This window comes from Pseudomonas sp. 2957, assembly GCF_031456345.1.
Taxonomy (GTDB): domain Bacteria; phylum Pseudomonadota; class Gammaproteobacteria; order Pseudomonadales; family Pseudomonadaceae; genus Aquipseudomonas; species Aquipseudomonas siliginis.
The window spans coordinates 613,704-640,094 of the sequence record NZ_JAVDUL010000002.1; the positions used below are offsets into that span (position 1 = coordinate 613,704).

22 protein-coding genes are annotated in these 26,391 nt (G+C 61.4%); 13 read left to right on the forward strand and 9 right to left on the reverse strand.

Annotated features, from left to right (window positions below; all coding sequences use genetic code 11):
- Positions 1–170: 170 nt before the first annotated feature.
- From J2Y39_RS08255 to J2Y39_RS08270, 4 genes are all read left to right on the forward strand, one after another.
- Positions 171–554, forward strand: a complete 384-nt coding sequence (locus J2Y39_RS08255) for a tautomerase family protein (RefSeq protein ID WP_252876491.1) — start codon at positions 171–173, stop codon at positions 552–554.
- 155 nt (positions 555–709) lie between these two features.
- On the forward strand, positions 710–1,678 hold the full coding sequence (locus J2Y39_RS08260) for a 2-hydroxyacid dehydrogenase (RefSeq protein ID WP_310216589.1): 969 nt from the start codon (positions 710–712) through the stop codon (positions 1,676–1,678).
- 163 nt (positions 1,679–1,841) lie between these two features.
- Positions 1,842–2,909: a phosphotransferase family protein gene (locus J2Y39_RS08265; protein WP_095180255.1), complete on the forward strand. Its 1,068-nt coding sequence runs from the start codon at positions 1,842–1,844 to the stop codon at positions 2,907–2,909.
- A 37-nt stretch (positions 2,910–2,946) separates the two neighbouring features.
- On the forward strand, positions 2,947–3,714 hold the full coding sequence (locus J2Y39_RS08270; RefSeq protein ID WP_041480848.1) for an SDR family oxidoreductase: 768 nt from the start codon (positions 2,947–2,949) through the stop codon (positions 3,712–3,714).
- A 1,084-nt stretch (positions 3,715–4,798) separates the two neighbouring features.
- Here the strand turns inward: J2Y39_RS08270 and J2Y39_RS08275 are convergent.
- The 4 genes from J2Y39_RS08275 to J2Y39_RS08290 all read right to left on the reverse strand — a co-directional run bounded on the left by J2Y39_RS08275 (position 4,799) and on the right by J2Y39_RS08290 (position 9,898).
- Positions 4,799–5,056, reverse strand: coding sequence for a DUF1652 domain-containing protein (locus tag J2Y39_RS08275; protein ID WP_024013284.1), 258 nt, complete (start codon positions 5,054–5,056; stop codon positions 4,799–4,801).
- Positions 5,057–5,196: 140 nt separating this feature from the next.
- Positions 5,197–6,693 carry a helix-turn-helix transcriptional regulator gene (locus tag J2Y39_RS08280; RefSeq protein WP_095180256.1) on the reverse strand — a complete coding sequence of 499 codons (1,497 nt, stop codon included), beginning with the start codon at positions 6,691–6,693 and terminating at the stop codon, positions 5,197–5,199.
- A gap of 201 nt (positions 6,694–6,894) precedes the next feature.
- Positions 6,895–8,178: a Zn-dependent hydrolase gene (locus tag J2Y39_RS08285; RefSeq protein ID WP_095180318.1), complete on the reverse strand. Its 1,284-nt coding sequence runs from the start codon at positions 8,176–8,178 to the stop codon at positions 6,895–6,897.
- Between the two features lie 235 nt (positions 8,179–8,413).
- Complete coding sequence (locus J2Y39_RS08290) at positions 8,414–9,898, reverse strand: NCS1 family nucleobase:cation symporter-1 (protein ID WP_252878445.1); 1,485 nt, start codon at positions 9,896–9,898, stop codon at positions 8,414–8,416.
- Positions 9,899–10,522: 624 nt separating this feature from the next.
- On the opposite strand from J2Y39_RS08290, the gene hydA reads away from it, so the two are divergent.
- From hydA to preA, 3 genes are all read left to right on the forward strand, one after another.
- Positions 10,523–11,962, forward strand: coding sequence for a dihydropyrimidinase (gene hydA / locus J2Y39_RS08295; RefSeq protein WP_310216599.1), 1,440 nt, complete (start codon positions 10,523–10,525; stop codon positions 11,960–11,962).
- Between the two features lie 155 nt (positions 11,963–12,117).
- Entirely contained in the window at positions 12,118–13,485 is a 1,368-nt protein-coding gene (locus J2Y39_RS08300; RefSeq protein WP_310216602.1) for an NAD(P)-dependent oxidoreductase, read from the forward strand.
- Positions 13,486–14,760 (forward strand): NAD-dependent dihydropyrimidine dehydrogenase subunit PreA, encoded by a 1,275-nt coding sequence (gene preA, locus J2Y39_RS08305; protein WP_056789183.1) that lies wholly within the window; start codon positions 13,486–13,488, stop codon positions 14,758–14,760.
- A gap of 202 nt (positions 14,761–14,962) precedes the next feature.
- Here the strand turns inward: preA and J2Y39_RS08310 are convergent, their stop codons facing one another.
- Both J2Y39_RS08310 and J2Y39_RS08315 read right to left on the reverse strand, forming a co-directional pair.
- On the reverse strand, positions 14,963–15,583 hold the full coding sequence (locus J2Y39_RS08310; protein ID WP_024013291.1) for a TetR/AcrR family transcriptional regulator: 621 nt from the start codon (positions 15,581–15,583) through the stop codon (positions 14,963–14,965).
- Positions 15,584–15,673: 90 nt separating this feature from the next.
- The gene (locus J2Y39_RS08315) at positions 15,674–16,696 is read right to left on the reverse strand and encodes a hypothetical protein (RefSeq protein ID WP_236168641.1); all 1,023 of its coding nucleotides are present in this window, start codon (positions 16,694–16,696) and stop codon (positions 15,674–15,676) included.
- A gap of 280 nt (positions 16,697–16,976) precedes the next feature.
- Between J2Y39_RS08315 and J2Y39_RS08320 the strand changes: the two genes are divergently transcribed.
- A complete protein-coding gene (locus J2Y39_RS08320; protein WP_236168640.1) occupies positions 16,977–17,258 on the forward strand; it encodes a hypothetical protein in 282 nt (93 codons plus the stop codon).
- Between the two features lie 51 nt (positions 17,259–17,309).
- Here the strand turns inward: J2Y39_RS08320 and J2Y39_RS08325 are convergent, their stop codons facing one another.
- Positions 17,310–17,516, reverse strand: coding sequence for a hypothetical protein (locus J2Y39_RS08325; protein WP_016775135.1), 207 nt, complete (start codon positions 17,514–17,516; stop codon positions 17,310–17,312).
- A gap of 244 nt (positions 17,517–17,760) precedes the next feature.
- Between J2Y39_RS08325 and J2Y39_RS08330 the strand changes: the two genes are divergently transcribed.
- The 4 genes from J2Y39_RS08330 (at position 17,761) to paoC (ending at position 23,557) form a co-directional block, all read left to right on the forward strand.
- Positions 17,761–19,515 carry an L-lactate permease gene (locus J2Y39_RS08330; protein ID WP_310216607.1) on the forward strand — a complete coding sequence of 585 codons (1,755 nt, stop codon included), beginning with the start codon at positions 17,761–17,763 and terminating at the stop codon, positions 19,513–19,515.
- 270 nt (positions 19,516–19,785) lie between these two features.
- Positions 19,786–20,409, forward strand: a complete 624-nt coding sequence (gene paoA / locus J2Y39_RS08335; RefSeq protein WP_150741064.1) for an aldehyde dehydrogenase iron-sulfur subunit PaoA — start codon at positions 19,786–19,788, stop codon at positions 20,407–20,409.
- The gene (locus J2Y39_RS08340) at positions 20,406–21,362 is read left to right on the forward strand and encodes a xanthine dehydrogenase family protein subunit M (RefSeq protein WP_310216613.1); all 957 of its coding nucleotides are present in this window, start codon (positions 20,406–20,408) and stop codon (positions 21,360–21,362) included. Before paoA ends, J2Y39_RS08340 begins: the two co-directional genes overlap by 4 nt.
- Complete coding sequence (gene paoC / locus J2Y39_RS08345) at positions 21,359–23,557, forward strand: aldehyde oxidoreductase molybdenum-binding subunit PaoC (RefSeq protein WP_310216615.1); 2,199 nt, start codon at positions 21,359–21,361, stop codon at positions 23,555–23,557. The genes J2Y39_RS08340 and paoC overlap by 4 nt, the downstream gene beginning before the upstream one ends.
- Positions 23,558–23,881: 324 nt before the next feature.
- Here the strand turns inward: paoC and J2Y39_RS08350 are convergent, their stop codons facing one another.
- A complete protein-coding gene (locus J2Y39_RS08350) occupies positions 23,882–24,358 on the reverse strand; it encodes a cupin domain-containing protein (protein ID WP_150635016.1) in 477 nt (158 codons plus the stop codon).
- Between the two features lie 96 nt (positions 24,359–24,454).
- Between J2Y39_RS08350 and J2Y39_RS08355 the strand changes: the two genes are divergently transcribed.
- Positions 24,455–25,348, forward strand: coding sequence for a LysR family transcriptional regulator (locus J2Y39_RS08355; protein ID WP_056789167.1), 894 nt, complete (start codon positions 24,455–24,457; stop codon positions 25,346–25,348).
- Positions 25,349–25,354: 6 nt separating this feature from the next.
- Here the strand turns inward: J2Y39_RS08355 and J2Y39_RS08360 are convergent, their stop codons facing one another.
- Entirely contained in the window at positions 25,355–26,314 is a 960-nt protein-coding gene (locus J2Y39_RS08360; protein WP_310216617.1) for an aldo/keto reductase, read from the reverse strand.
- Between the last annotated feature and the right edge of the window lie 77 nt (positions 26,315–26,391).

Below are 26,391 nucleotides of genomic sequence, written 5' to 3' on the forward strand. Positions count from 1 at the left end.
AACTGTTCCATTCACGCTGACCAGCAGACGCATCTGCCATCCCCGTAGGCAAAATCCGCGATTCACGTAAGCCTCCTCATACGAGTGGTCCGCAATATTCCAGACCAACTACCTGCCAGAACTCCGCCATTGATCTAGCGTGAGAGAAGCCATAACCCAAGGAGCCTCCCATGCCACTGGTCCGCGTCGACATCCAGCAAAACCCAGACCCCACTTTCGCCAGGCGCATCGGCGAACAGATCTACGCCGCCCTGCGCACCTGTATCGATGTGCCCGAGCACGACAACTTCCAGATTCTCAACGAGCACGACGGCCAGCACTTCGTGTACGACCCGCAATACCTCGGCATCGAGCGCAGCGACGGCGTGGTGTTCATCCAGATCACCATCAGCGAAGGGCGCAGCGTGGAAAAGAAACAATTGCTGTTCAAGACCATTGCCGAGAGCCTGCATGCGCAACTGGGTATTCGCCTGGAGGATGTATTCATCAATCTGCTGGAGGTAAAGAAAGAGAACTGGTCGTTTGGCAACGGCATTGCGCAATACGTGAGCTGATTCGCAGCGCCCATGCCTGCGTGCTTGCTTGTTCCACGAACCCGTCCAGAATCAAAGCACCACTGCGCGAATGCAACGATTGCCAAGCCGCTGCGGATTCAGCACTCTGAGTCGACTTTCGCGACCCACCCGCCGCCAATCACAGGAGCCGCGCAATGCCCGCAACCGTTCTGGTACTGGTTGAAACGATCAATGACTATCTGCCGATTCTTGAGCATCAGGGATTCCACCTGATCCTCGCACCAACGCCAGCCGAACGTGCGCAAGCCATCGCCACCCATGGCAGTCGCATTGATGCCGTGCTCACTCGCGGCCCACTGGGCCTGACTGCGCAAGAGATCAGCGCCCTGCCCGCCCTGAAAATCATCACGGTGATCGGCGCCGGTTATGAACAGGTCGATCTGCAAGCGGCCAGTGACCGTGGGATCACCGTCACCAATGGCGCCGGAGTCAACGCCTCGTCAGTGGCCGATCATGCGATGGCGTTGCTGCTGGCATTGGTCCGCGATATCCCGCGCTGCGATGCAGCCGTGCGCCGCGGTGAATGGCCGAAAATCATGCGCCCGTCGCTGGCCGGCAAGCGTCTGGGCATCCTCGGGCTGGGCGCAGTGGGCATGGCGATTGCCAAACGTGCGGAGCTCGGGTTCGACATGCGGGTCAGCTACCACAGCCGCCAGGTGCGCAGCGAAGTCGCTTATGCGTTCTGCTCGACACCCACCGATCTGGCGCGAGCCTCGGACTTCCTGGTCGTTGCCACGCCCGGCGGCATTGGTACGCAACATCTGGTGACGCGAGCAGTGCTCGATGCGCTCGGCCCCAAGGGTTTTATCGTCAACATCGCCCGCGCCAGTGTTATCGCAACGGCAGACCTGATCACTGCACTTGAGCAACGTCGTATCGCCGGCGCTGCACTGGACGTGTTCGATCACGAACCGGAAGTGCCTGATGCCCTGAAACACCTCAGCAACGTTGTGCTGACTCCCCACGTCGCTGGGCTTTCCCCCGAAGCCACCCAAGGCACCGTTGAACTGGTGGGGAAAAACCTGATGGCGTTTTTCTCCGGGCAACCGGTGCTGACTCCCGTCGCCTTGCCGCCCAAGTTGAACAACCAGCGCGTGCATTAACGCGCGTGGCATCGTCGAACCGCGCCGATCTTTGCCCCATTCTCAAAGTTGATTATCCAGCAACACGCGAACCTATAAGACCGACCCGCACTTGTGAGTACCCGAGCGCGCCATTAGATTAGCCAATGATGTCTGGCCTCCAAAATAAGCAGAAGGGATAAGCATGGCGCTTACTGACCAGTCCACCCGGATCCGCGCGGGCGAAGAACTCGATGCCAGCCTGATCGATCCGTACCTCAAGGCGCACATTCCCGGCCTGACCGGCACGCCGCAGATCAGCCAGTTTCCTGGCGGCGCGTCGAACCTGACCTACCTGCTGGAATACCCCGAGCAAGAATTCGTTCTGCGCCGTCCGCCGTTCGGCCACAAAGCCAAATCCGCCCACGACATGGGCCGTGAGTTCCGCATTCTCAACCAATTGCGCGACGGCTTTCCGTATTGCCCGAAGGCCTACGTGCATTGCACCGACGAAGCCGTTATCGGCGCCGAGTTCTATGTGATGGAACGGGTCAAGGGCATCATCCTGCGCGCTGAGTTGCCGCCGGAGTTGGGCCTCGATTCGGCGAAAACCGAAGCGCTGTGCAAAAGCTTCATCGACCGATTCGTCGAACTGCATCGGGTCGATTACAACGCCTGCGGCCTCGGCGATCTGGGCAAGCCTGAAGGCTACGTCGCCCGGCAGATCAAGGGCTGGAGCGAGCGCTACGAAAAAGCCCTGACCCCGGACGCGCCGCACTGGGAAGCGGTCAAAGCCTGGCTCAACGACAAGATGCCGGCCGACCACCCGACGTCGAGCATCGTCCACAACGACTACCGCTTCGACAACGTCATTCTCGACCCGGCCAATCCGATGCAAATTATCGGCGTGCTCGACTGGGAACTGACCACCCTCGGCGACCCGCTGATGGACCTGGGCAACACCCTCGCCTACTGGATCGAAGCCGGCGACCCGGCACCGGTGCAACTGATGCGCCGCCAGCCAAGCCACGCGCCGGGCATGCTGACCCGCCGCGAATTCGTCGACTACTACGCCGAGCGCTCGGGCATCCGCATCGACAATTTCGATTTCTACTACACCTACGGCCTGTTCCGCCTGGCCGGCATCGTGCAGCAGATCTACTACCGCTTCTACCATGGCCAGACACAGGACAAACGCTTCGCGCAGTTCATTCACATGAACAAACTGCTGGAGCAGATGAGCCTGCAGGTCATTCAGAAATCCAGCCTCTGATCCGGGCCAATAACAAGACTTTCAACAAGGGAAACCCATGTCCAAGACTCAGTTGTTCGACCTCGACGGCAAAATCGCTTTCGTCTCCGGCGCCAGCCGTGGCATCGGTGAAGCCATCGCCAAACTGCTGGCCCAGCAAGGCGCCCACGTGATCGTCTCGAGCCGCAAGCTCGAAGGCTGCCAACACGTCGCCGACGCCATCATCGCCGCCGGCGGCAAGGCGACAGCCGTGGCCTGCCACATCGGTGAGATGGAGCAGATCAGCCAGGTCTTCGCCGGGATCAAGGAACAATTCGGCCGCCTCGACATCCTGGTCAACAACGCCGCGACCAACCCGCAATTCTGCAACGTGCTGGACACCGATCTGGGGGCGTTCCAGAAGACCGTCGATGTGAACATTCGCGGCTACTTCTTCATGTCGGTCGAAGCCGGCAAGCTCATGCGCGAAAACGGTGGCGGCAGCATCATCAACGTCGCCTCGATCAACGGCATCTCCCCGGGTATCTTCCAGGGCATTTACTCGGTGACCAAAGCGGCGGTCATCAACATGACCAAAGTCTTCGCCAAGGAATGCGCGCAATTCGGCATCCGCTGCAACGCCCTGCTCCCCGGCCTGACCGACACCAAATTCGCCTCGGCGCTGGTCAAGAACGATGCGATTCTAAAACAGGCACTGACCCAGATCCCACTCAAACGCGTAGCCGACCCAAGCGAAATGGCTGGCGCAGTGTTGTACCTGGCCAGCGATGCGTCGAGCTACACCACCGGCGTGGCGCTGAATGTGGATGGCGGATTCCTGTCCTGATTTCCAGGGCAAATTGCTAACCCGTGTGGGAGCGAGCCTGCTCGCGAAGGCGTTGTGTCAGTCAGCTATGTTTTGACTGATACCACGCCTTCGCGAGCAGGCTCGCTCCCACAGGGGCGGTGCCGAAATCCAGAACTCCTGCATCCGCGGGATTGGCCGGCTTATTGGGTTATGCAACGCGTAGTGGTGATGTGACGCGTCACCTGCCCATCCACATACACATCCCCGGCAACCTCAGTATTTTCCAGCACCTCACACCGACGTTCCGGCGGTGGCGGCGGCGCGACAGGCGCAGGGGGTGGAGGACTGGCACAACCGGCCAACAAAAATGCAAGAAAAACCAACGGCAATACGCGTTTCCCAGGATTATTCATAGGACGACCCGCGGTAAAGAGAGACAAACTCCCGCAACCCAACCGGCCACGGAAGACCTGACCACTCATTCTTTATAGCTGAGCGCCTTGTTAGCGCCAGTGCATTGGGGTGATTGGGTGGGATTGGCTGTCGGTTTTGCGGGGATTGTCCGGCAGAGGGCTGGATTGAGATGATGGTTGTCGGCGAGGGCCTCATCGCGAGCAGGCTCACTCCCACAGGTTTGATCGAGTGAGTTCAGTAACAACCAGGTCGGCTGTCAGGCCGCCTTCGCGAGCAGGCTCGCTCCCACAGAAAATCAAAATTAAAATCAAAAGATCCCAGCCTTCGGCAGCTCCTACACACGATGAGCGTTAGCTCGAGTACCGCTTTTGATCTTGATCTTGGAGCCCGTCGGCAGGCTGAGTGGAGGGATTGATCCGGGCGTGGGAGCGCAGCGACCGTACGACGCAGTCGTACACAGCGAGTGTAGGTGCAGCGAAGCAAACCGGAGCCGCTGCGCCAGGATCGATCCCGGAGCGAAGGAACCCGGAGCCTAAGCGAGCGGGCCGAACGTCAGGGCGAAGACCTTTTGGTTACTTTTGGGGCGTTTGCCAAAAGTGACCCGCCGTAAGGGCGGAACCGTAACCAGCAGCACCCGCAGAAACGGATATACACCCACCCCCCCCCCAGAGCATGGCCGGCCCAAAGGCCGCCAAGACCCAAAGCGCGCTTAAGCCAAATCCGGATCCCGCGAAGAACGCAAGGAATTGCTCTCAAGCTCATACCTCAACTCATCCACCAACGCCTCAACCGCCCCGGGCGTACGCAGCGAAGCCAGATCCAGCCCACTGATCACCAGATCCACCTGCCCCGAATCCCGGTGATACAACTTGACCGTCAGCGAATGATCACCATCCACCGAACACTCACAAGCCAGCGGCGCAAAACTGTGCTCGAGCCGAGCGCGCAACTGCGCAAGATTCATCATTGACGTTGTTCCTATGACTGTTTCAAAAGGGGCACGATCGCAGGCCCGAAATGGCCCACACCGCACCCCACCAGCCTAAGAACACAACGTCTTGGCCAATACATGAATTTGCACCCTTGTAACTAGTGCATTTGCACCCCTCAGCGCTGGCCCTTGGTGCCCCACTCCCCCGAAAACAAACCGCGCTCTCGAGCCCAGACGATCGCCTCGCTGCGGCTATGCACATCGATTTTCGAGTACACGGTGGCCACATGATTGCGCACGGTATTGGGCGCCAGCTTCAACCGCGCAGCGATCTCCTTGTCTGCCAGACCTTCACAGATCAAGCCCAGGACATCGCGCTCACGGGCCGTCAGGTCAGTGAATGAGGCACTGGGCAGCTGCGGCGAGTTGATCTTCTTCACGTTGGCCAGCTTCTCGATCAGCGTTCGGCTGAACCACGACGCATCCTTCATCACCTCTTCAATCGCCGCGACCAGCTCAAGCTCAGTGCGCTTGCGCTCGGTCATATCCATCAACACCAGCAGATAGCAGGACGTGTCGTGAATGTTCACGGTGTCAGCCGAGACCGCACACTCCAGCAACTCCTCGTCCTTCTTGCGCACGGGCACGTCGACCCGATCGACCCGACCGTTCTTCGCCAGCGCCGACAGCAGGCGCGTGCGCGCGCTGTCATCGTGGATGAAGCTCAGCTGCGTCACGGTTTTGCCGAGTACGTCATCGCTGTCATAGGCCAGGGTATCGAGGAACGCCTGATTGACGTCGATGACCTCCTGCTTGTCAGCGGTGCAGATCAAAATCGGTACCGGCGTCAGACGAAAAGCCTTGGCAAAGCGCTCCTCGCTCTGACGCAAGGCCACTTCGACCCGGCGCCGAGGCTCCATGTCGACGAAGGAGAACAGCATGCAATTCTCGTCATTGAGCAGCAGCGGCTGACCGGCAACGATCACCTGTTTACTGCCACCGTCGGGAAGGCGCAACTCCGCCTGCATTTGCGGAATGGTCGCGACATCGCGCAAGCGCTGGACAGCCAGATCGCGCTGATCCGCCTGCTCGAAGATATCGATTTCGTAAGCCGAAGTGCCGATCACCTGATCGCGGGTATAGCCGGTCATTTCCAGAAAGCCCGGGTTGACCTTGATGTAGCGCAAATCGCTGAGTCGGCAGATCACTGCCGGTGCAGGGTTGGCATTGAAGGTTTTTTCGAAACGCAGCTCAGCATTGGCCCAATCGGTGACGTCGCTCATGATCAGCACCAGCGACTCGGGCTGGCCGACGCGGTCGGTCAGGACCATGCTGCGCACACTGTGCACCCAGACCCGCTCCGGGTCGTCCACGGACGAAACTTCGATCAGCACATCATTGAACGCCTCGCAGCGGGCGACGCGGCTGATCGGGTAGTTGTCCGGCGGCAAGACATGATTATTGCGATAGCGCAGCGTGAAGCGTCTGGCGTACTCGTCGGCGTTACTGCCCAGATCACCGATGGTGCTGACACCGTGCATGGTCAGCGCCGCTTCGTTGGCCCAGAGAATGCTTTTGTCGAGTTCCAGCAGAATCACCCCGTCCGACAGCCCGGCAATGATCTGCTGCAACTGGCGACGGTTGGTTTCGGTGGTCAGGACTTCCTGGCTCATTGGATCTCCACACTGTGATGCGGCTAGGTGAAGAGTACGACCGCGGCGGCTCGGGATCGTGCCACAACCCCAAAATCGCCAAAAAACCCCTGTGGGAGCGAGCCTGCTCGCGAAAGCGCTGGGTCAGACAGACCATTCGGTGACTGACCCGGCGCATTCGCGAGCACGCTCGCTCCCACAGGTTTACTGGGTGTGTTTACCTTAGGCGGCACGCTCGCTGGCCGCCACCATCGCCGACGCCGCGAGCATCGCCCGCAACAACACCGCGCACCCCGCTGCCAGATCATCCGGCGCGGCATTCTCGATTTCGTTGTGGCTGATCCCGCCCTCGCATGGCACAAAAATCATTCCCGCCGGGCCGAGCTCGGCGAGGAAAATCGCGTCATGCCCGGCACCACTGACGATGTCCATGTGCGACAGACCCAGCCCTTTCGCAGCACCGCGCACCGCTTCCACGCAGCCTTTTTCGAAGTACAGCGGCGGGAAGTCGGCGGTCGGGGTCAGTTCGTAGGTAAGGCCGTGCTCTTCGCAGGTCGCCTCGATCACTTGTTTCACTTCGGCAATCATCGAATCCAGCCGCGCCGGCTCCAGGTGGCGAAAATCCAGAGTCATGCGCACTTCGCCGGGAATCACGTTGCGCGAGCCGGGATAGGCTTGCAGGCAGCCGACCGTGCCACAGGCGTGGGGCTGATGGCCGAGGGCGGCGCGGTTGACGGCGCCGACGATCACCGAGGCACCGACCAAGGCGTCCTTGCGCAGGTGCATCGGCGTCGGGCCGGCGTGGGCTTCGACGCCGCGCAATTTCAGGTCGAACCACTTCTGCCCGAGCGCGCCGAGTACCACGCCGATGGTTTTCTCTTCGTCCTCGAGAATCGGGCCTTGTTCGATGTGCGCTTCGAAATACGCGCCAACCGCGTGCCCGCTAACCTTGCGCGGACCGGCATAGCCGATCGCATTCAGTGCTTCGCCGACCGTGACGCCGTCGGCATCGACCTTGGCGAGGGTTTCTTCGAGGGTGAATTTCTCGGCGAAGACCCCTGAGCCCATCATGCACGGGGCGAAGCGTGAGCCCTCTTCGTTGGTCCAGACCACCACTTCCAGCGGCGCTTCGGTTTCCACGCCGAGGTCGTTGAGGGTGCGCAGCACTTCGACGCCGGCGAGCACGCCGAAGCAGCCGTCGAACTTGCCGCCGGTGGGCTGGGTGTCGATGTGGCTGCCGGTCATCACTGGCGGCAGGCTCGGGTTGCGCCCGGCGCGCCGGGCGAAAATGTTGCCGACGGCATCGACCGTGACGCTGCAACCGGCGTCCTTGCACCACTGCACGAACAGGTCGCGCGCCTGGCGGTCGAGGTCGGTCAGGGCCAGGCGACAGACGCCGCCCTTGACCGTGGCGCCGAGTTTCGCCAGTTCCATGAGCGAGGCCCAGAGGCGATCGCGGTTGATGTGCTGATGGGTGGATTGCAGAACGTCGACGGCTGCGTTCATGGGGATCTCCTCAATGCTGATGCCGATAGTGCCCATGCTCTGCGTGGGCATTCATCCATGGACGCTCTGCGTCCGCTGTTGGGACGCGGAGCGTCCCGGGCTGCATTCCCACGCAGAGCGTGGGAACGATCAGTTTCGGCGGTGTATGGAGCATCGCCTTCGCGAGCAGGCTCGCTCCCACAGTGAGAATGCATTTCCAATGTGGGAGCGAGCCTGCTCGCGAAAAGGCCCTTGCTCACACCGCTGTTTTCACGGCAGAAGGCTGCGCCCGCATCACGCACAGCCCGTAATAAATCACCCCGCCCAACGCCGAGCCGGTGAACCAGCCATAGCTGTAGAACCAGCTGAACGCGTCGCTGCCCAGCGACAGCAGGGTCAGCGCCACCGGCACGCCAAAGGCGAGAAAACCGGCCCAGTTCCACGCCGGATACACGTCATCGCGGTACAGCCCGGCGAGGTCCAGTCGCTGTTTCTTGATCAGGAAATAATCCACCACCATGATCCCGGCGATCGGCCCGAGCAGGCTCGAGTAGCCCAGCAGCCAGTTTGAGTACACGGTTTCCAGGCTGATGTCGGAAACGATCAGGCCAAGCTTTTTCAGCAGTTCATGACCCATCAGCACCAGCCCGACCAGACCGGTGAGCAACACCGCTTTGGTGCGGTTGATCACCTTCGGCGCGATGTTCTGAAAGTCATTGGTCGGCGAGACGATATTCGCGGCGGTGTTGGTCGACAGTGTGGCAACGATGATCAGCGCCATGGCCACGGCCACCCACACCGGGCTCTGGATATGCCCGATCAGCGTGACCGGATCGGACACGGTGACGCCGACCAGTTTCACCGATGCGGCGGTCATCACCACCCCTAGCGCGGCGAAGAGGAACATGGTCAGCGGCAGACCGAAAATCTGCCCGAGGATCTGATCCTTCTGGCTCTTGGCGTAGCGACTGAAGTCGGGAATGTTCAGCGACAGCGTGGCCCAGAAGCCGACCATTGCCGTCAGCCCTGCCGCGAAATAACTGACCACGCTGGCGCCTTCCGGACGCTTGGGCGGGATCGCCAGCAATTCAGTCATCGACACATTGGGCATCGCCCACACCAGCAGGCCGATGCCCACCGCCACCAACAACGGCGCCGACAAGGTTTCCAGCCATTTGATCGACTCGGCGCCGCGAATCACCACCCACAGATTCAGCGCCCAGAACACCATGAAACCGATGACCTCGCCGGTTCCGCCGAGGGATTTCCAGCCCTCGAACACCGAGCCGAGGAACAGGTGAATCGCCAGTCCGCCGAACATGGTCTGGATGCCGAACCAGCCACACGCCACCAACGCGCGGATCAGGCACGGCACATTGGAACCGAGAATGCCGAACGACGAGCGCAGCAGCACCGGAAACGGAATGCCGTACTTGGTGCCCGGGAAGGCGTTGAGGGTCAGCGGAATCAACACAATGACGTTGGCAAACAGAATCGCCAGCAGCGCTTCGCCGACGCTCAAGCCGAAATACGCGGTGAGTACGCCGCCGAGGGTGTAGGTCGGCACGCAAATCGACATCCCGACCCACAGCGCGGTGATGTGCCATTTGTTCCAGGTGCGTTCGCGCACCTTGGTCGGTGCCATGTCGTGGTTGTAACGGGGGCTGTCGAGGACGTCGTTGCCGGCTTCGAGCTCGAACAAGCCGTCGCGCTCGGTCACTTGTGATCTGATCTGTTGCATGGCCGCTCCACTGTTCTTCTGATTATTTTTCGCTCATCAGGCGGCGGGCGCATACGGCGCCAGCCGGACGATGGCCGGAGGAACTGACAACTTTCACGCATCGGCCATTGTGTCAGCGGCGGCATCAATAAACGTGCCGGGTCTGGCGCTGAACGGTTGGGCGGTGCACTGCACGCTTTGCAACTTTCTGATATTCATCAGTTTTAATTGAATATTCGATGAGTCCGGGAAAACTTGTCTGAACGCTCAGGCTAAACGTCGGGCAAGTTGTCCGAAGTGTCAGGACTCAAACTGGTGCACTGCATTTATTTTTGTCGGTGAACCCGCAACCGCAGCACAACTTCAAGCGGCTGATTTCACATAGGAAATCTTGCTCATATTTCCATCCTGTCAAGTGCGTCAAAATGGTGAGCGCCCTACCCATTTTGGTGATTTCTCGTTTTTATCTTTATTTATCAATAGCTTGAAACAGCTATAAGCTTATAAAAAATATTCTTGATCATTCTTGAAATCGCGACTAGTTTCTATTCCTGACAGCGATGACAGGAATACGAACTGCGCCGCTGTACTTCAATAAAACATCTAGAACCGGCACAAGTCGGTCATGCCTGCGAGGAATCCGGAATGTCTCTGTTGATCCGTGGCGCCACCGTTGTTACCCATGATGAAAGTTACCGCGCCGACGTCTATTGCGCTGACGGCGTGATCAAAGCCATTGGTGAAAACCTCGACATTCCCGCCGGCGCAGAAGTGCTCGACGGCAGTGGCCAGTACCTGATGCCCGGCGGCATCGATCCGCATACGCACATGCAGTTGCCGTTCATGGGCACCGTTGCCAGTGAGGACTTCTACAGCGGCACTGCAGCCGGCCTGGCCGGCGGCACCACCTCGATCATCGATTTCGTGATTCCCAATCCGCAGCAATCGCTGATGGAAGCGTTTCATCAGTGGCGCGGCTGGGCGCAAAAGTCTGCGTCGGACTATGGCTTCCACGTCGCGATCACTTGGTGGAGCGAGCAGGTGCGCGAGGAAATGGCCGAGCTGGTCAGCCACCACGGCATCAACAGCTTCAAGCACTTCATGGCCTACAAGAACGCGATCATGGCCGCCGATGACAGTCTGGTGGCGAGTTTCGAGCGCTGTCTGGAACTCGGTGCGGTGCCGACTGTGCACGCAGAAAATGGCGAGCTGGTCTATCACCTGCAACGCAAGCTGATGGCCCAGGGCATTACCGGGCCGGAGGCGCATCCGCTGTCGCGACCTTCGCAGGTCGAAGGTGAAGCCGCGAGCCGGGCGATCCGTATCGCCGAAACCATCGGCACGCCGTTGTACCTGGTGCACGTTTCCACCAAGGAAGCTCTGGACGAAATCACCTATGCCCGCAGCAAGGGCCAGCCGGTGTACGGCGAGGTGCTGGCCGGGCACTTGCTGCTCGACGACAGCGTCTATCAACACCCGGACTGGCAGACCGCCGCCGGCTACGTGATGAGCCCGCCGTTCCGTCCGCGCGGCCATCAGGAGGCGCTGTGGCACGGGCTGCAGAACGGCAATCTGCACACCACCGCCACCGACCACTGCTGCTTTTGCGCCGAGCAGAAAGCCGCCGGGCGCGACGACTTCAGCAAGATTCCCAACGGCACCGCCGGCATCGAAGACCGCATGGCAGTGTTGTGGGATGAAGGCGTCAACTCCGGACGATTGTCGATGCAGGATTTCGTCGCGCTGACCTCCACCAACACCGCGAAGATTTTCAATCTCTATCCACGCAAAGGTGCGATCCGCGTGGGCGCCGATGCCGATTTGGTGCTGTGGGATCCGCAAGGCACACGGACCATTTCCGCCAAGACCCACCATCAGCAGGTGGACTTCAACATCTTCGAAGGCAAGACCGTGCGCGGCGTGCCGAGCCACACCGTCAGCCAGGGCCGCGTGGTCTGGGCCGACGGCGACCTGCGCGCCGAACGCGGCGCCGGACGCTACATCGAACGGCCGGCCTATCCGGCGGTGTTTGATTTGTTGAGCAAGCGGGCGGAGTTGCACAGGCCGACGGCGGTGAAACGCTGACAGCCAGGCCTTCGGCCTTCGCGAGCAGGCTCGCTCCCACAGGTGAGCGCATAGCAAATGTGGGAGCGAGCCTGCTCGCGAAGAGGCCCTCCCTGACGCCATAAAACCACTGCCCACCAGAGGCAGCACCTCAATTAGCCATGAGGCCATGAACCGTGATCGAGACCCTGAACCACCTCCCCCACCCGCACGAAAGCGCGGCCGCCCTCGCCGGCCATTTCACTGATCTGGCGCCGCCGCTCAATGCCCGGCAAGCGCATCTGGAGGCGTCGCGCTGCCTGTATTGCTACGACGCGCCTTGCGTCAATGCATGCCCCAGCGAAATCGATATCCCGTCGTTCATCCGCAACATCCATCAGGACAACGTAAAGGGCGCGGCGCAGAAGATCCTTTCGGCAAACATCCTCGGCGGCAGTTGCGCGCGGGTCTGTCCAACGGAAATCCTCTGCCAGCAGGCCTGCGTGCGCAACAACGCGCAGGAATGCGCACCGGTGCTGATTGGTCTGCTGCAACGTTATGCCGTGGACAACGCGCATTTCGCTGAACACCCGTTCCAGCGCGCCCCGGCCACGGGCAAACGTATCGCCGTGGTCGGCGCCGGGCCGGCCGGGTTGTCCTGCGCCCATCGCAGCGCGATGCACGGGCATGATGTGGTGATTTTCGAAGCACGGGAAAAGGCCGGCGGGCTCAACGAGTACGGCATCGCCAAGTACAAACTGGTCGACGATTACGCGCAGAAGGAGCTGGACTTTCTCCTGCAGATTGGCGGGATAGAAATCCGCCACGGCCAGAAACTCGGTGCAAACCTGACCCTGAGCGAACTGCATCAGCAGTTTGACGCGGTATTCCTCGGCCTCGGCCTGAATGCCAGCAAGCGACTCGGTCTGGCCCACGAAGACGCGCCGGGCCTGCTCGCCGCCACCGATTACATCCGCGAACTGCGCCAGGCCGATGACCTCACGCAGTTGCCCTTGGCTGAACGCTGCATCGTTCTCGGCGCTGGCAACACCGCGATCGACATGGCCGTGCAAATGGCCCGCCTCGGCGCGCGCGACGTCAATCTGGTGTATCGCCGTGGTGCGGCAGACATGGGCGCCACCCACCATGAGCAGGACATCGCCAAAGCCAATCAGGTGCGATTGCTGACCTGGGCGCAGCCGGAGCAAGTGTTGCTTGATGATCAGGGCCGCGTGCGCGGCATGCGTTTCGCCCGCACCGATCTGGTTGAAGGCCGTCTGCAAACCACCGGAGAAACCTTCGAGCTGGCTGCCGATGCGATCTTCAAAGCGATCGGCCAGAGCTTCGATGACAGCGCTCTCAGCGATCCGTTGGCGCGCGAACTCAAGCGTCAGGGCGAACGCATCGCGGTCGATGAACACCTGCGCACCAGCATCCCCGGCGTGTATGCCGGCGGCGACTGCACCAGCCTCGATCAGGACCTCACCGTGCAAGCAGTGCAGCACGGCAAACGCGCCGCCGAGGCGATCAACGCTCAACTGATGCTCAACGTGGAGGCTGCGTAAATGGCCGATCTCTCGATAGTCTTCGCCGGTATCAAAGCGCCCAACCCGTTCTGGCTGGCTTCCGCGCCGCCCACCGACAAGGCCTACAACGTGGTCCGCGCGTTCGAAGCGGGCTGGGGTGGCGTGGTCTGGAAAACCCTGGGTGAGGATCCGGCGGCGGTCAACGTTTCCTCGCGTTATTCGGCGCATTACGGTGCCAATCGCGAAGTGCTGGGCATCAACAACATCGAACTGATCACCGACCGCTCGCTGGAAATCAACCTGCGCGAAATCACCCAGGTGAAGAAGGACTGGCCGGATCGCGCGCTGATCGTGTCGCTGATGGTGCCGTGTGTCGAGGAGTCGTGGAAACACATTCTGCCGCTGGTCGAAGCCACCGGCGCCGACGGCATCGAACTCAACTTCGGCTGCCCCCACGGCATGCCCGAACGCGGCATGGGCGCGGCGGTCGGCCAAGTGCCGGAGTATGTCGAACAGGTGACGCGCTGGTGCAAGACGTACTGCTCGCTGCCGGTGATCGTCAAACTTACCCCGAACATCACCGACATCCGCGTCGCTGCCCGGGCGGCGCATCGTGGTGGCGCCGATGCGGTGTCGCTGATCAACACGATCAACTCGATCACCAGCGTCGACCTGGACCATATGGTCGCCCTGCCCACCGTCGGCAGCAAAAGCACCCACGGCGGTTATTGCGGTTCGGCGGTCAAGCCGATTGCGCTGAACATGGTCGCGGAAATCGCCCGTGATCCGCAGACCCAGGGCTTGCCGATCTGCGGCATCGGCGGCATCGGCAGCTGGCGCGACGCGGCGGAGTTCATGGCGCTGGGCAGCGGCGCGGTGCAGGTGTGCACGGCGGCGATGCTGCATGGTTTCCGCATTGTCGACGAGATGAAGGACGGCTTGTCGCGGTGGATGGACAGCCAGGGCTACGCCAATATCGCCGAGTTTTCCGGGCGCGCCGTGGGCAACACCACGGATTGGAAGTACCTCGATATCAACTACCAGGTCATCGCAAAGATTGACCAGGAGGCGTGCATTGGTTGCGGGCGTTGCCACATTGCTTGCGAAGACACGTCACACCAGGCGATCGACAGTTTGAAACAGGCCGACGGTACGCATAAATATGAAGTGATCGATGAGGAATGTGTGGGCTGCAATCTGTGCCAGATCACCTGCCCCGTGGCCGACTGCATCGAGATGGTACCGATGGACACGGGCAAGCCGTTTCTGGACTGGAATCATGATCCGCGCAACCCCTATCACGTTGCAGTCTGAAAAAAACCCTCACCCTAGCCCTCTCCCAAAGGGAGAGGGGACTGATTGGGGGATGCTGACAAACTTCGCCGACCTGAAAGAGTTGTTGTGAATCCATAATCGACACGGTCTTTCAGGTCGATGTACCTCTCAATACACCTCGGTCGGCCCCCTCTCCCTCTGGGAGAGGGCTGGGGTGAGGGTAAGCCCGTGATGGTGCTCTTCAAGGCTCCAGCCCGATCCCGCGCAAAATCACACCTGTCACTGTCTGCACCGCCCGCTCGAACTGCATATCCGACAACGGCTGGTGATCATTGAGAATGTTCACCTGATGATCAAAGTCGGCGTAATGCTGGGTCGACGCCCAGATCATGTACAGCAAACCCGACGGCTCCACCGGCAGAATCCGCTTGTCCTCGACCCACTGGCGAATCTTCGCTTCCTTCATCTTCGCCCAGTCATACAGGCTCGCATCCAGCGCTTCGCCCAGGGTCGGCGCGCCGTGGATGATCTCGTTGGCCCAGACTTTCGAGCCATAGGGCCGGCTGCGCGAGTGGTTCATCTTGGCGCGGATGTAACTGCTCAGCACCACGCGCGGGTCGTCGAACATCTCGAAGCACAGCGCGTCCTGCTTCCACACTTCCAGCAGATCGAACAGCACTGCGCTGTACAGCTCGCTCTTGGTGCTGAAGTAGTAATGCAGATTGGAACGCGGCAACTGCACTTCGGCAGCGATGTCCGCCATGGCGGTGCTGCCGAAGCCTTTTTCGGCGAAAACCTTTTCCGCCGCCAGCAGGATTTTCTCGACGTTACTGCGGCGAATCTCGATCTTGTGATTGCCCATGTGGGCTCCCTGACAACAGCGTTGCGCAAGACTAGCATCCGCTCTGATCCGGGCGCGACCGCCGCCAACAAAACTTCACAGGTGCAGGCGCTATGGCACAGCGCTCACACCGATAGGCGTTGGTTCACTCACGCCCAAATTGCCTTCGACCTGCCCGGCCATGTGCAACGTGCCGGCCATCACGCCCGTGGTCGGATTTTGCAGCAGCTTCTGCCAGGCCTTGTCGAAGGTGTTGCCGAGGCTGCTGCGAATCAGCGCTTCACTGTCAGGGCGGTCGTTGGCCTGGATGATTGCGCGTATGCCGGCCACGCCGACCGAAATCATCGCCCCGGCCAGTTTCCCCGCCGCTGCCGCCACCGCACTGGCGGCGCCGCGCGGGGCCATTTCGGCTTCGATGCGCTGGCTGGCGCGCTTGGCCACCGGGGCCATGGCTGCTTCGGTGGAAGAGATGCCCTTGGCGCCGCCGTCGGTGTGGATCTTGTCGATCAGCGCGGCGTACGCCGGGAGGGTGTTCAGCGGCTCGGTGCTGATGACTTTGAACAGCGAAGCATCCCGCGCCGGCGGCGGGCCGAGGGCGATGGCCGGGATCTTCTGCAAGCGTCCGTTGAGCTGCGCAATCGGCACACCGTGACGCTGGGCGATGAGCGGCATCTGCTGCGCCATCAACTGCGCATAGAACGCCGTGGCCTGCGCCAGAATCGCATCCGGATCGATCTCCACTGCTACCGGCGCGAGGACTTTTTCCTGATATTGCTCAAGCAGATACGCCGCCAGCCGTTTCGCCGAAGCGTCCTGCTCACCGCCGGCGCTGATCGTGTACCAACTGACCTTCATCGACAGCCATTCCTGGGTCCAGTAGCTGCTGAACCAGGGAATGAAATTTTCTTCAGTTTGCTGATAGACCCGAGTGCGCCAATGTTCCATCGAGCCACGGGCGAACAGCTTGACCTGCTCGGTGGCCTGTTGCGATGCGCTGAGGATCTCGCGGTCGATCTGCTGCCAGGTTTGCGCCGACACCACCACCGCCTGCGGCGCGCTCACCGGCGCCCGAGCCGAGGAGGCGCAGCCGGCCAGCAGAAACAGTGCGGCAACGACCAGCGCGCGCGGGTTCACGGTGGCGGTGTCCTTTGGCTTGGGGAGGTGCAGGTTTGAGTATAGGCAGGTCAGTCGATTTCGATGCTGAAGGTTCCGGCCTCTTCGCGAGCAGGCTCGCTCCCACATTTGAAATGTGTTGCACCTGTGGGAGCGAGCCTGCTCGCGAAGGCGCCATCAGCAGCACCGCAAACCTCAACCATCACCACCATCGATATCCACCATCGCCACGATTGCCTTCCGCCCTCCCATGATGAAAGGCACGATTGACTCATCCGAAACACAACGAGGCGTTCACATCATGATCCACACCCAAGTCACCCTCTCCGTGAGTTTCCCGGTGTTCGGCAGCAACTACTACCAACAGCACGTCGTGCCGCGCAAGGCGCAGACACTGGTGTTCAACGAAGATTTCGACGATCTGCTGATGCCCGCCGCCAGCAATCATTTCAGCAATGAAGTGGTCGGCCTCAACGATCAGTTCCGTTTTCTGAGCGACATACTCGCCACCCATTTGCTCGATCACGAGGCCCCGGTGCCTGCGCGATCCCGCGTCCAGGCGAACGCTCGTTTTTTCAACTGAAGGCTGATGCACAGAGGGCGTTCCTTTAACGGGAACGCCCTCTGCTTTCAATCAGTCATCATCGCGATCACGGTGATAACGACGGCCATCGCGGCGGTCGTCATCGCGGTCGTCCCAACGCCGGTCATGGTCGTAATAGCGGCCGTGGTCGCGGTCGTAGTGCCGGCCATGGCGGTGGTCATCATCAAAATCCGCAATACAGCCGCTCAGCAATACGGCGGCGGTCACAGTGAGCAGCATCGTTGTCGCTTGCTTCATTCAACACTTCCCTAAGACCCAAGGTCTTGACGACGGAAATCGCCACGCTGCCCGCGTCTTCGGGACGCAGTGCGCGCAGCCGCAGATACGACCGGGCAAAAGCACGTTGATTCAGTGGCCACTATCGACCGTTGGTCGGCCCGTTCGCCATGCCCGAACGGCGGCGGAATGCCACCTATACTGCTTGCAACCAACCCCCATGCAATGGATCTGCGCCCTCAATAACAATAAGCAGAGGTGGACCATGGTCTGGCAGCAAATCTACGACCCGTTCGGCAACCCGGTGCTCTCCACGCTGATGGCCGCAGTGCCGGTGGTGGTGATGCTCGCGGCGCTGGCGTTCTTTCACGTCAAGGCACATCTGGCAGCCTTGCTGGCGCTCGCGTCCGCCCTGCTGATCTCGATCTTCGCCTTCGACATGCCAGCGGGCATGGCCGGCTCGGCCGCGCTGTTCGGCGCGGCGAATGGCTTGCTGCCGATCGGCTGGATCGTGCTCAACATCATTTTTCTGCATCGCCTGACCACCGAAAACGGTTCGTTCAAAGTGCTGCAGGACTCCCTCGCGCGCATCACCGATGACCGACGTTTGCAATTGCTGCTGATCGCCTTCTGTTTCGGTGCGTTCTTCGAAGGCGCGGCAGGCTTTGGCACGCCGGTGGCGGTGACCGGTGCGATTCTGATCGGCCTGGGTTTTTCGCCATTGGCCGCATCCGGCCTAGCGCTGATCGCCAACACTGCACCCGTTGCTTTCGGTGCGCTGGGCACACCGATCATCACCTTGGCCAAAGTCACCGGGCTGGATGAGATGGAGCTGTCGATGATGGTCGGGCGGCAGTTGCCGTTCTTCTCGGTGCTGGTGCCGTTCTGGTTGATCTGGGCGTTTGCCGGGTGGCGCAAGATGCTCGAGGTGTGGCCGGCGATTCTGGTGGCCGGGGTGAGTTTCGCCATCCCGCAATTTCTCGTGTCCAACTACCACGGGCCGATGCTGGTGGACGTCATCGCTGCGCTGATTTCCATGGCCTGTCTGACGCTGTTCCTCAAGGTATGGAAACCGGCGACGATCCATACCTCGGCGGCGCTGTCCGGGCGCGTCGACAACTCCAAGGTCGACGAAGAAACAGTCACCGCCAGCGCCGCGTTCAGCGATCAGGCGCGTCCGGCAGTGATGCGTGCGTGGATGCCGTGGATCATCCTCACGGTGTTCGTGTTTGCCTGGGGCACGCAGGGTTTCAAGAACATGTTTGATACGCGCCCGGTGATCGACCCGGTCACGCAATCGGCCAAGCTCGACCCGCAAGGCAAACCGGTACGCGAGGCCAATCCGATCTTCGCCCCTGCGGTGACCTTCACCGGTCTGCATCTGCAAATAGAAAAAGTACCGCCCGTGGTCGCGGCGCCGAAAGCCGAGGAAGCGATTTACAAGTTCACTTGGCTGACCGCGACCGGCAGCGGGATCTTGCTGGCGGCGATTGTTGGCGGTCTGCTGATGGGTTATTCGATCCCGCAACTGATCAAGCAGTACCTGCGCACGTTGTGGGTGGTGCGATTTTCGTTGATCACGATTGCGGCGATGCTCGCGCTGGGTTTCCTCACCCGCTATTCGGGACTGGATGCGACCATGGGCCTGGCGTTCGCGGCGACGGGGGTTTTCTACCCGATGTTCGGCACGCTGCTCGGCTGGCTGGGGGTGGCGCTGACTGGTTCCGATACCGCGTCAAACGTGCTGTTTGGCGGATTGCAACGGGTAACGTCGGAACAGCTGGGTATCAGCCCGGTGCTGATGGCGGCAGCGAACAGTTCCGGTGGGGTGATGGGCAAAATGGTCGACGCGCAGTCGATCGTCGTCGCCTCCACCGCGACCCGTTGGTATGGGCATGAGGGCGAGATCCTGCGTTACGTGTTTTTTCACTCGATCGTGCTGGCGATCCTGGTCGGCGGACTGGTGACGTTGCAGGCGTATGTCGCACCGTTTACCTCGATGGTGGTGGGTGGGCCATAACTGAAAAACACAACTCCACTGTGGGAGCGAGCCTGCTCGCGAAGAGGTCGGCAGATCCAGCAGCGGCTGGGTCTGACCCGACGCTTTCGCGAGCAGGCTCGCTCCCACAGGCCAATTGATGAGTTCAGCACATAACTCTATAGCGCAAATCCGACAAAACCTTTTCCCCTCTCCGGCGGTCACTCCTTTTACGAGACTGGCATGCATGCCGGCGCGCCCGTTTGGGCCTTTTGCAATCCTGCCGCCCGATGAGAGACAAGGAATCGAACCATGCCGATTTCCCGACGCAACTTCATGATCCTCGGCGCCGTAACCGCGACGGCGTTCGCTATGCCCCCCTTTATCAGCCTCAAGGCCTACGCGGCCAGTCTGGAGCAACCGGCCATGAGTCAAGTTACCCTGCGAGTCAACGGTAAACCGCAAACCCTCGAAGTCGACACCCGCACCACCCTGCTCGACGCCCTGCGCGAACACCTGCACCTGACCGGCACCAAGAAAGGCTGCGACCACGGCCAGTGCGGCGCCTGCACGGTGATCGCCGACGGTCGGCGGATCAACTCCTGTCTGACCCTGGCGGTGATGCACGACGGCAGCGAGGTGACCACCATCGAAGGCCTCGGCATGCCGGACAAGCTGCACCCGATGCAGGCCGCGTTCATCAAGCACGACGGTTATCAGTGCGGCTATTGCACGCCGGGGCAGATCTGCTCGGCGGTCGCTGTGCTCAAGGAAATCCGTGACGGCATCCCCAGCCACGTCAGCCCGAGCCTGACCGAGCCGCCGAAACTGATCGCCGCCGAACTGCAGGAGCGCATGAGCGGCAATATCTGCCGCTGCGGCGCTTACTCGAACATCATCGAAGCCATCACTGAAGTCGCGGAGGTGCCGGCATGAGAGCCTTCAATTACAGCCGCGCCGACTCACCTGCCGCAGCCGCTTCCCAGGCTGCGCAAGTCGAAGGCGCCAAGTTCATCGCCGGCGGCACCAACCTGCTCGACCTGATGAAACTCGACATCGAAACCCCAGTCCACCTGATCGACATCAACCACCTCGGCCTGGACCAGATCGAAGCCACACCCGAAGGCGGACTGCGCATCGGCGCGCTGGTGCGCAACACCGATCTGGCCGCCGACGCGCGCGTGCGCAAGGACTACGCCCTGCTCTCCCGCGCCTTGCTCGCCGGGGCTTCCGGGCAGTTGCGCAACATGGCGACCACCGCCGGCAACCTGCTGCAACGCACCCGCTGCCCGTACTTCTACGACACCCACCAGGCGTGCAACAAACGCAATCCAGGCAGCGGTTGCGCGGCGATCGGCGGGGTCACCCGGCAGTTGGGGATCATCGGCGTCAGCGACGCTTGCATCGCCACCCACCCGAGCGACATGGCCATCGCCATGCGCGCACTCGATGCGCAGATCGAAACGGTCAAGCCTGACGGCAGCACGCGCAGCATTGCCATGGCCGATTTCCATCAATTGCCGGGCAACACGCCGCACATCGAAACCAGCCTCACACCCGGCGAATTCATTACCGCCGTGACCCTGCCGGCGCCGGTTGGCGGCACGCACATTTATCACAAGGTGCGGGATCGCTCGTCTTATGCGTTTGCCCTGGTCTCGGTCGGTTTGATCCTGCAAAAGGACGGTACCGGCCGCGTGGCCGTCGGCGGTATCGCGCCGAAACCGTGGCGGGTCGAAGCCGCTGAAGCGTTGCTGCCCAAGGGTGCCAAAGCAGTCAGCGAACGCCTGCTTGAAGGCGCGACGCCCACCGATGACAACCAATTCAAACTGACACTGGTCGAGCGCACGCTGGCCTCGGTGTTGGCGCAAGCGAGGGAAACCGCATGAAATTCGACACGCCCGCCACCACCAATCCCATCGACCGCCTGAAAGTCGTCGGCCAGCCCACTGAGCGCGTCGAAGGCCCGCTGAAAACCAGCGGCCAGGCCACTTACGCCTACGAACAACATGAAGCGGCCGCCAATCAGGCCTACGGCTTCATGGTCGATTCGGCGATCGCCAAAGGGCGGATCAAAGCCATTCATCTGGGCGAGGCCAAAGCGGCGCCCGGCGTGCTGGCGATCGTTACTGCCGAGAATGCCGGCAAGCTCGACAAGGGTGATTACAACGCTGCGCATCTGCTCGCTGGTCCCGAAGTGCAGCATTACCAGCAAGCCGTTGCATTGGTGGTTGCCGAGACCTTCGAACAGGCCCGCGCCGCCGCGCAATTGGTCAAGGTCGATTACGAAACCACCGAGGGCAAGTTCGATCTGGCCAGCGTCAAAGACCTCGGCGTCGAGCCGAAAGACGAGCTGCCCGACGTCAATCACGGCGACTTCGACAAGGCCTTCACCGCCGCACCGGTGCAGTTCGATCAGACCTACACCACGCCAGACCAGTCCCACGCGATGATGGAACCGCACGCCACACTGGCCGCGTGGAAAGGCGATCAGCTGACCGTGTGGACCTCGAACCAGATGGTCGCCTGGAGTGTCGGCGACATTGCGAAAACCCTCGGCCTGCCGAAGGAAAAAGTCCGCTTGATCTCGCCGTACATCGGCGGTGGTTTCGGCGGCAAGCTGTTTATTCGCGCCGACGTGATCCTCGCCGCTCTCGGCGCGCGCATGGCGGGGCGGCCGGTGAAAGTCGCCCTCGCCCGCCCGCAGATGGCCAACAACACCACCCATCGCCCGGCTACGATTCAGCGCATCCGCATGGGCGCAACGGCGGACGGCAAGCTGACCGCCATCGCCCATGAAGGCTGGTCAGGCAACCTTGCTGACGGCAAGGTCGAACTGGCCGCGCAACCGAGCCAGTTGCTCTATGCCGCAGAAAACCGCCGCGTCAGCATGCGCCTCGCCCCGCTCGACCTGCCTGAAGGCAACGCCATGCGCGCGCCGGGTGAAGCGCCGGGGCTGATGGTGCTGGAAATTGCCATGGACGAAATGGCCGAACAGCTGAAGATGGACCCGGTGCTGTTCCGCATCGCTAACGACACTCAAGTCGACCCGGTGAAAACCGAGCGGCCGTTCTCCCAGCGTCAACTGGTCAAATGCCTGCAGATCGGCGCGGAGAAATTCGGCTGGGATCAGCGCAAGGCGCAACCGGGCAGCCGTCGTGAAGGCCGTTGGCTGATCGGCATGGGCGTGGCGGCGGCGTTTCGCAACAACCTGCTGGTCAAGTCCGGAGCCCGTGTGCGCCTGGAGCGTGGCGGCAAAGTCGTTGTCGAAACCGACATGACCGATATCGGCACCGGCAGTTACACGATCATCGCGCAGACCGCTGCCGAGATGATGGGCGTTGGTCTCGATGATGTAGTCGTGCGTCTGGGTGATTCGGACTTCCCGGTTTCGGCTGGTTCTGGCGGTCAGTTTGGTGGGAACTGCTCGACCTCCGGCGTCTATGCCGCCTGTGTGAAACTGCGTGAAGCGGTGGCGCAGAAGCTGGGACTCGCGGCGGATCAGGCGGAGTTCGCCGATGGTCAGGTGCGCGTTGGCGACAAGAGCCTGCCGCTGCGCAACGCGGCTGAAGGCGGCGCACTGGTCGGCGAGGACAGCATCGAGTTCGGTGATCTGGCCGAGAAGTATCAGCAATCGACCTTCGGCGCGCATTTCGTCGAAGTCGCCGTCGATGCTGCCACTGGCGAAGTTCGCGTACGGCGCATGTTGGCGGTGTGCGCTGCGGGGCGGATCCTCAACCCGACGTCGGCGCGCAGTCAGGTCATCGGCGCGATGACCATGGGCGTCGGCGCCGCATTGATGGAAGAGCTGGCGGTGGACAAGCGCCTGGGCTTTTTCGTCAACCATGACCTCGCCGGGTATGAGGTGCCGGTGCACGCCGACATTCCGCATCAGGAAGTGATTTTCCTCGAAGAAACCGACCCGATTTCATCGCCGATGAAAGCCAAGGGCGTGGGTGAATTGGGGATTTGCGGCGTGAGTGCGGCGGTGGCGAATGCGATCTACAACGCCACTGGCGCGAGGGTGCGGGAGTATCCGATTACGCTGGACAAGATTCTTGATTCGTTGCCGGAGATGATCTGAAGCGAAAAGCCCCTCACCCTAGCCCTCTCCCAAAGGGAGAGGGGACCGATCCGGGTATATTCAGGATGTGCAGCGACGTGAAAGTCTTTCTGTGTATCCATAATCGCAACGGCAAGTTCAGGTCGATGCACATCGCAAGACACCTCGGTCGGCTCCCACTCCCCCGGGAGACGCCTGGGGTGAGTCGCATGCTGTTAGCGCACCTGCATGGGGTGCCAGGGGTCGAGTGGATTCACCACCACGCTTGCAGAATGCCGAACGTCTCGAGCATCCCCCAATCGGCTCCCTCTCCCTCGGGAGAGGGCTGGGGTGAGGGGCGCGGTTTCACTCGGTCTTCGGATATTGCTCATCACCGACCTGCTCCATCCAGTCCACCACCTTGCCATCCAGCACTTCGGCAATCGCGATATGACTCATCGCCGTCGTCGGCGCTGCCCCGTGCCAATGCTTGGCGCCCGGAGCAATCCACACGGTATCGCCCGGCCGGATTTCCCGCACTGGCTGCCCCCACTCCTGCACGAACCCTGCCCCCGAGGTGACGATCAGTGTCTGCCCCAGCGGATGGGTATGCCACGCCGTTCGCGCGCCAGGCTCAAACGTTACGGTCGCGCCACTGACCCGCGCCTCGTCGGTACCTTTGAACGGCGCATCCACCCGCACCGTGCCGGTAAACCAGTCAGCCGGGCCTTTGGCCGACGGTTGCGAGCCATTCGGTGTGACCGTGACACGCGGATTTTCGGTGGCCTGCACCTCGCCAGCCAGCAGCGAGAGCGTCAGTGCAGAAGCAGCAATCGGGTTCATGGCATTTCCTCCAATAGATGATGCAACCACTGTAGCGATCCGCACTCTTTGGATAATCGACTAGAATCCGAAAAAACTTATGCAGGACGATCATCAATGCTCCGGGAAAACGCCACCGACCTGCTCGCCTTTCTCGCCGTCGCCCGTGAACGCAGTTTCACCAAGGCCGCAGCCAAACTCGGCGTGTCGCAATCGGCGCTCAGCCACACCATTCGCAGTCTCGAGGCGCGACTCGGCCTGCGCCTGCTGACCCGCACCACGCGCAGCGTGTCGCCGACCGAGGCCGGCGAACACTTGCTGCAAACCATCGGCCCGCGCTTCGACGAAATCGAAGTGGAACTGGCCGCCCTGAGCAACCTGCGCGAAACCCCGGCGGGAAAGATCCGCATCAGCGCCACCGACCATTCGCTGAACTGGATCCTGCGTCCGGTGTTGCAGGATTTCCTGCCGCAGTACCCGGATGTGTCCGTCGAGGTTTGCTGTGACTATGGCTTCGTCGACATCGCCGGCCAAGGCTTCGATGCCGGTGTGCGCCTGGGCGAAGACGTCGCCCAAGGCATGATCGCCACCCGTATCGGTCCGGACATGCGCATGGCGGTGGTCGGCTCACCCGCCTACTTCGCCCGGCGCCCTGCGCCGCAAACCCCGCGCGACCTGACCGACCACGCCTGTAACAACCTGCGTCTGCCAACCAATGGCGGACTGTATTCGTGGGAGTTCGAAAAGGATGGTGAAAGCCTGAAAGTGCGCGTCTCCGGCCAGGTCACCCTGAATGGCGTGTACCCATTGCTCGACGCCGCGCTGGACGGTTTCGGTTTGAGCTACATCCCGGAAAACGTCGTTGCGCCGTTTCTGGCGGACGGTCGCCTGGTCCAGGTGCTGGGAGACTGGTGCCCGGCATTTTCCGGTTATCACCTGTACTACCCGAGCCGACGCCAGGCAGCGCCGGCGTTTGCGTTGTTGCTGGAGGCGTTGCGCTATCGCGGTTGACCCGGCTCAGCCCAGCAACGCAATCAACTGATGCCGTTGCGCATCGGTCAACATCGGCCCAAAACCGGCTCCGGCGTTGTCAGCCATGTAGCGCGGATTGCTGGTCCCGGGAATCACACAGGTCACCGCCGGGTGCGCCAGGAGAAATTTCAGTGCCAGTTGCGGCCAGCTGTTGACCTGTACATCCGAGACCCAGGCCGGCAGCGGCTTGCCCTTGAGCCGGGCGAGCAGATCGCCGCCGCCAAACGGCCGATTACAAATCACCGCCACCCCACGCTCACGGCACAGCGGCAGGATGCGTTTCTCGACCGCGCGATCATCGAGGGCGTAGTTGATCTGCAGAAAATCCAGCTTTTCGGCTTTCAGCACGGCCTCGACCTCGTCATAGGCCGACGAGGTGTAATGGGTGATGCCGATGTAGCGAATCCGCCCCTGCTCCTGCCATTCGCGCAGGGTCGGCAAGTGGGTTTGCCAGTCGAGCAGATTGTGAATCTGCATCAGGTCGATGCGTTCGGTTTGCAGCAGACTGAAGGACTGCTCCATCTGCGCGATGCCCTCCTTGCGCCCGCGCGTCCACACCTTGGTGGCGAGAAAAGCCGGCGAACGTGGTTCGTGGATCGACAGCAGTTCACCGGTGGTCTGCTCGGCGCGGCCGTACATGGGCGAGCTGTCGATCAGCGTGCCGCCCTTTCTGAACAGCGCTTCGAGGACGGCGGGCAACTGCCGGTAAACCGGATCGCCCGGCGCGACGTCGAAACCGCGATATGTGCCCAATCCGACCATGGGCAGTGCCTCGGAGCTCGAAGGGATGGCGCGGGTCTGCATGGTCTGGTCTCCTGCCGTGTGCGGCGCAATGACGGTCGGCGCTACGCTGCTGGCCAACGCCCGATCAATGGTGAACAGCGCCGCAGCCTGGGCAGCCAGGGTGAGCAAGCGGCGGCGGGAATAACCCTCAGTGTGGCGCATGCGTGTCCTCCTGCTGCGCGGATCTGTTGCATGGTGTGTGCGCAGGCTGTCAGGCGCAGGCGCTGAACTACACTGCC

What these genes read in the sequence shown, in the direction of transcription:
- J2Y39_RS08255 (WP_252876491.1), top strand. Translation starts at nt 171, where the DNA reads ATGCCACTGGTCCGCGTCGACATCCAGCAAAACCCAGACCCCACTTTC.
- J2Y39_RS08260 (WP_310216589.1), top strand. Translation starts at nt 710, where the DNA reads ATGCCCGCAACCGTTCTGGTACTGGTTGAAACGATCAATGACTATCTG.
- J2Y39_RS08265 (WP_095180255.1), top strand. Translation starts at nt 1,842, where the DNA reads ATGGCGCTTACTGACCAGTCCACCCGGATCCGCGCGGGCGAAGAACTC.
- J2Y39_RS08270 (WP_041480848.1), top strand. Translation starts at nt 2,947, where the DNA reads ATGTCCAAGACTCAGTTGTTCGACCTCGACGGCAAAATCGCTTTCGTC.
- J2Y39_RS08275 (WP_024013284.1), bottom strand. Translation starts at nt 5,056, where the DNA reads ATGATGAATCTTGCGCAGTTGCGCGCTCGGCTCGAGCACAGTTTTGCG.
- J2Y39_RS08280 (WP_095180256.1), bottom strand. Translation starts at nt 6,693, where the DNA reads ATGAGCCAGGAAGTCCTGACCACCGAAACCAACCGTCGCCAGTTGCAG.
- J2Y39_RS08285 (WP_095180318.1), bottom strand. Translation starts at nt 8,178, where the DNA reads ATGAACGCAGCCGTCGACGTTCTGCAATCCACCCATCAGCACATCAAC.
- J2Y39_RS08290 (WP_252878445.1), bottom strand. Translation starts at nt 9,898, where the DNA reads ATGCAACAGATCAGATCACAAGTGACCGAGCGCGACGGCTTGTTCGAG.
- hydA (WP_310216599.1), top strand. Translation starts at nt 10,523, where the DNA reads ATGTCTCTGTTGATCCGTGGCGCCACCGTTGTTACCCATGATGAAAGT.
- preA (WP_056789183.1), top strand. Translation starts at nt 13,486, where the DNA reads ATGGCCGATCTCTCGATAGTCTTCGCCGGTATCAAAGCGCCCAACCCG.
- J2Y39_RS08310 (WP_024013291.1), bottom strand. Translation starts at nt 15,583, where the DNA reads ATGGGCAATCACAAGATCGAGATTCGCCGCAGTAACGTCGAGAAAATC.
- J2Y39_RS08320 (WP_236168640.1), top strand. Translation starts at nt 16,977, where the DNA reads ATGATCCACACCCAAGTCACCCTCTCCGTGAGTTTCCCGGTGTTCGGC.
- J2Y39_RS08325 (WP_016775135.1), bottom strand. Translation starts at nt 17,516, where the DNA reads ATGAAGCAAGCGACAACGATGCTGCTCACTGTGACCGCCGCCGTATTG.
- J2Y39_RS08330 (WP_310216607.1), top strand. Translation starts at nt 17,761, where the DNA reads ATGGTCTGGCAGCAAATCTACGACCCGTTCGGCAACCCGGTGCTCTCC.
- paoA (WP_150741064.1), top strand. Translation starts at nt 19,786, where the DNA reads ATGCCGATTTCCCGACGCAACTTCATGATCCTCGGCGCCGTAACCGCG.
- J2Y39_RS08340 (WP_310216613.1), top strand. Translation starts at nt 20,406, where the DNA reads ATGAGAGCCTTCAATTACAGCCGCGCCGACTCACCTGCCGCAGCCGCT.
- paoC (WP_310216615.1), top strand. Translation starts at nt 21,359, where the DNA reads ATGAAATTCGACACGCCCGCCACCACCAATCCCATCGACCGCCTGAAA.
- J2Y39_RS08350 (WP_150635016.1), bottom strand. Translation starts at nt 24,358, where the DNA reads ATGAACCCGATTGCTGCTTCTGCACTGACGCTCTCGCTGCTGGCTGGC.
- J2Y39_RS08355 (WP_056789167.1), top strand. Translation starts at nt 24,455, where the DNA reads ATGCTCCGGGAAAACGCCACCGACCTGCTCGCCTTTCTCGCCGTCGCC.
- J2Y39_RS08360 (WP_310216617.1), bottom strand. Translation starts at nt 26,314, where the DNA reads ATGCGCCACACTGAGGGTTATTCCCGCCGCCGCTTGCTCACCCTGGCT.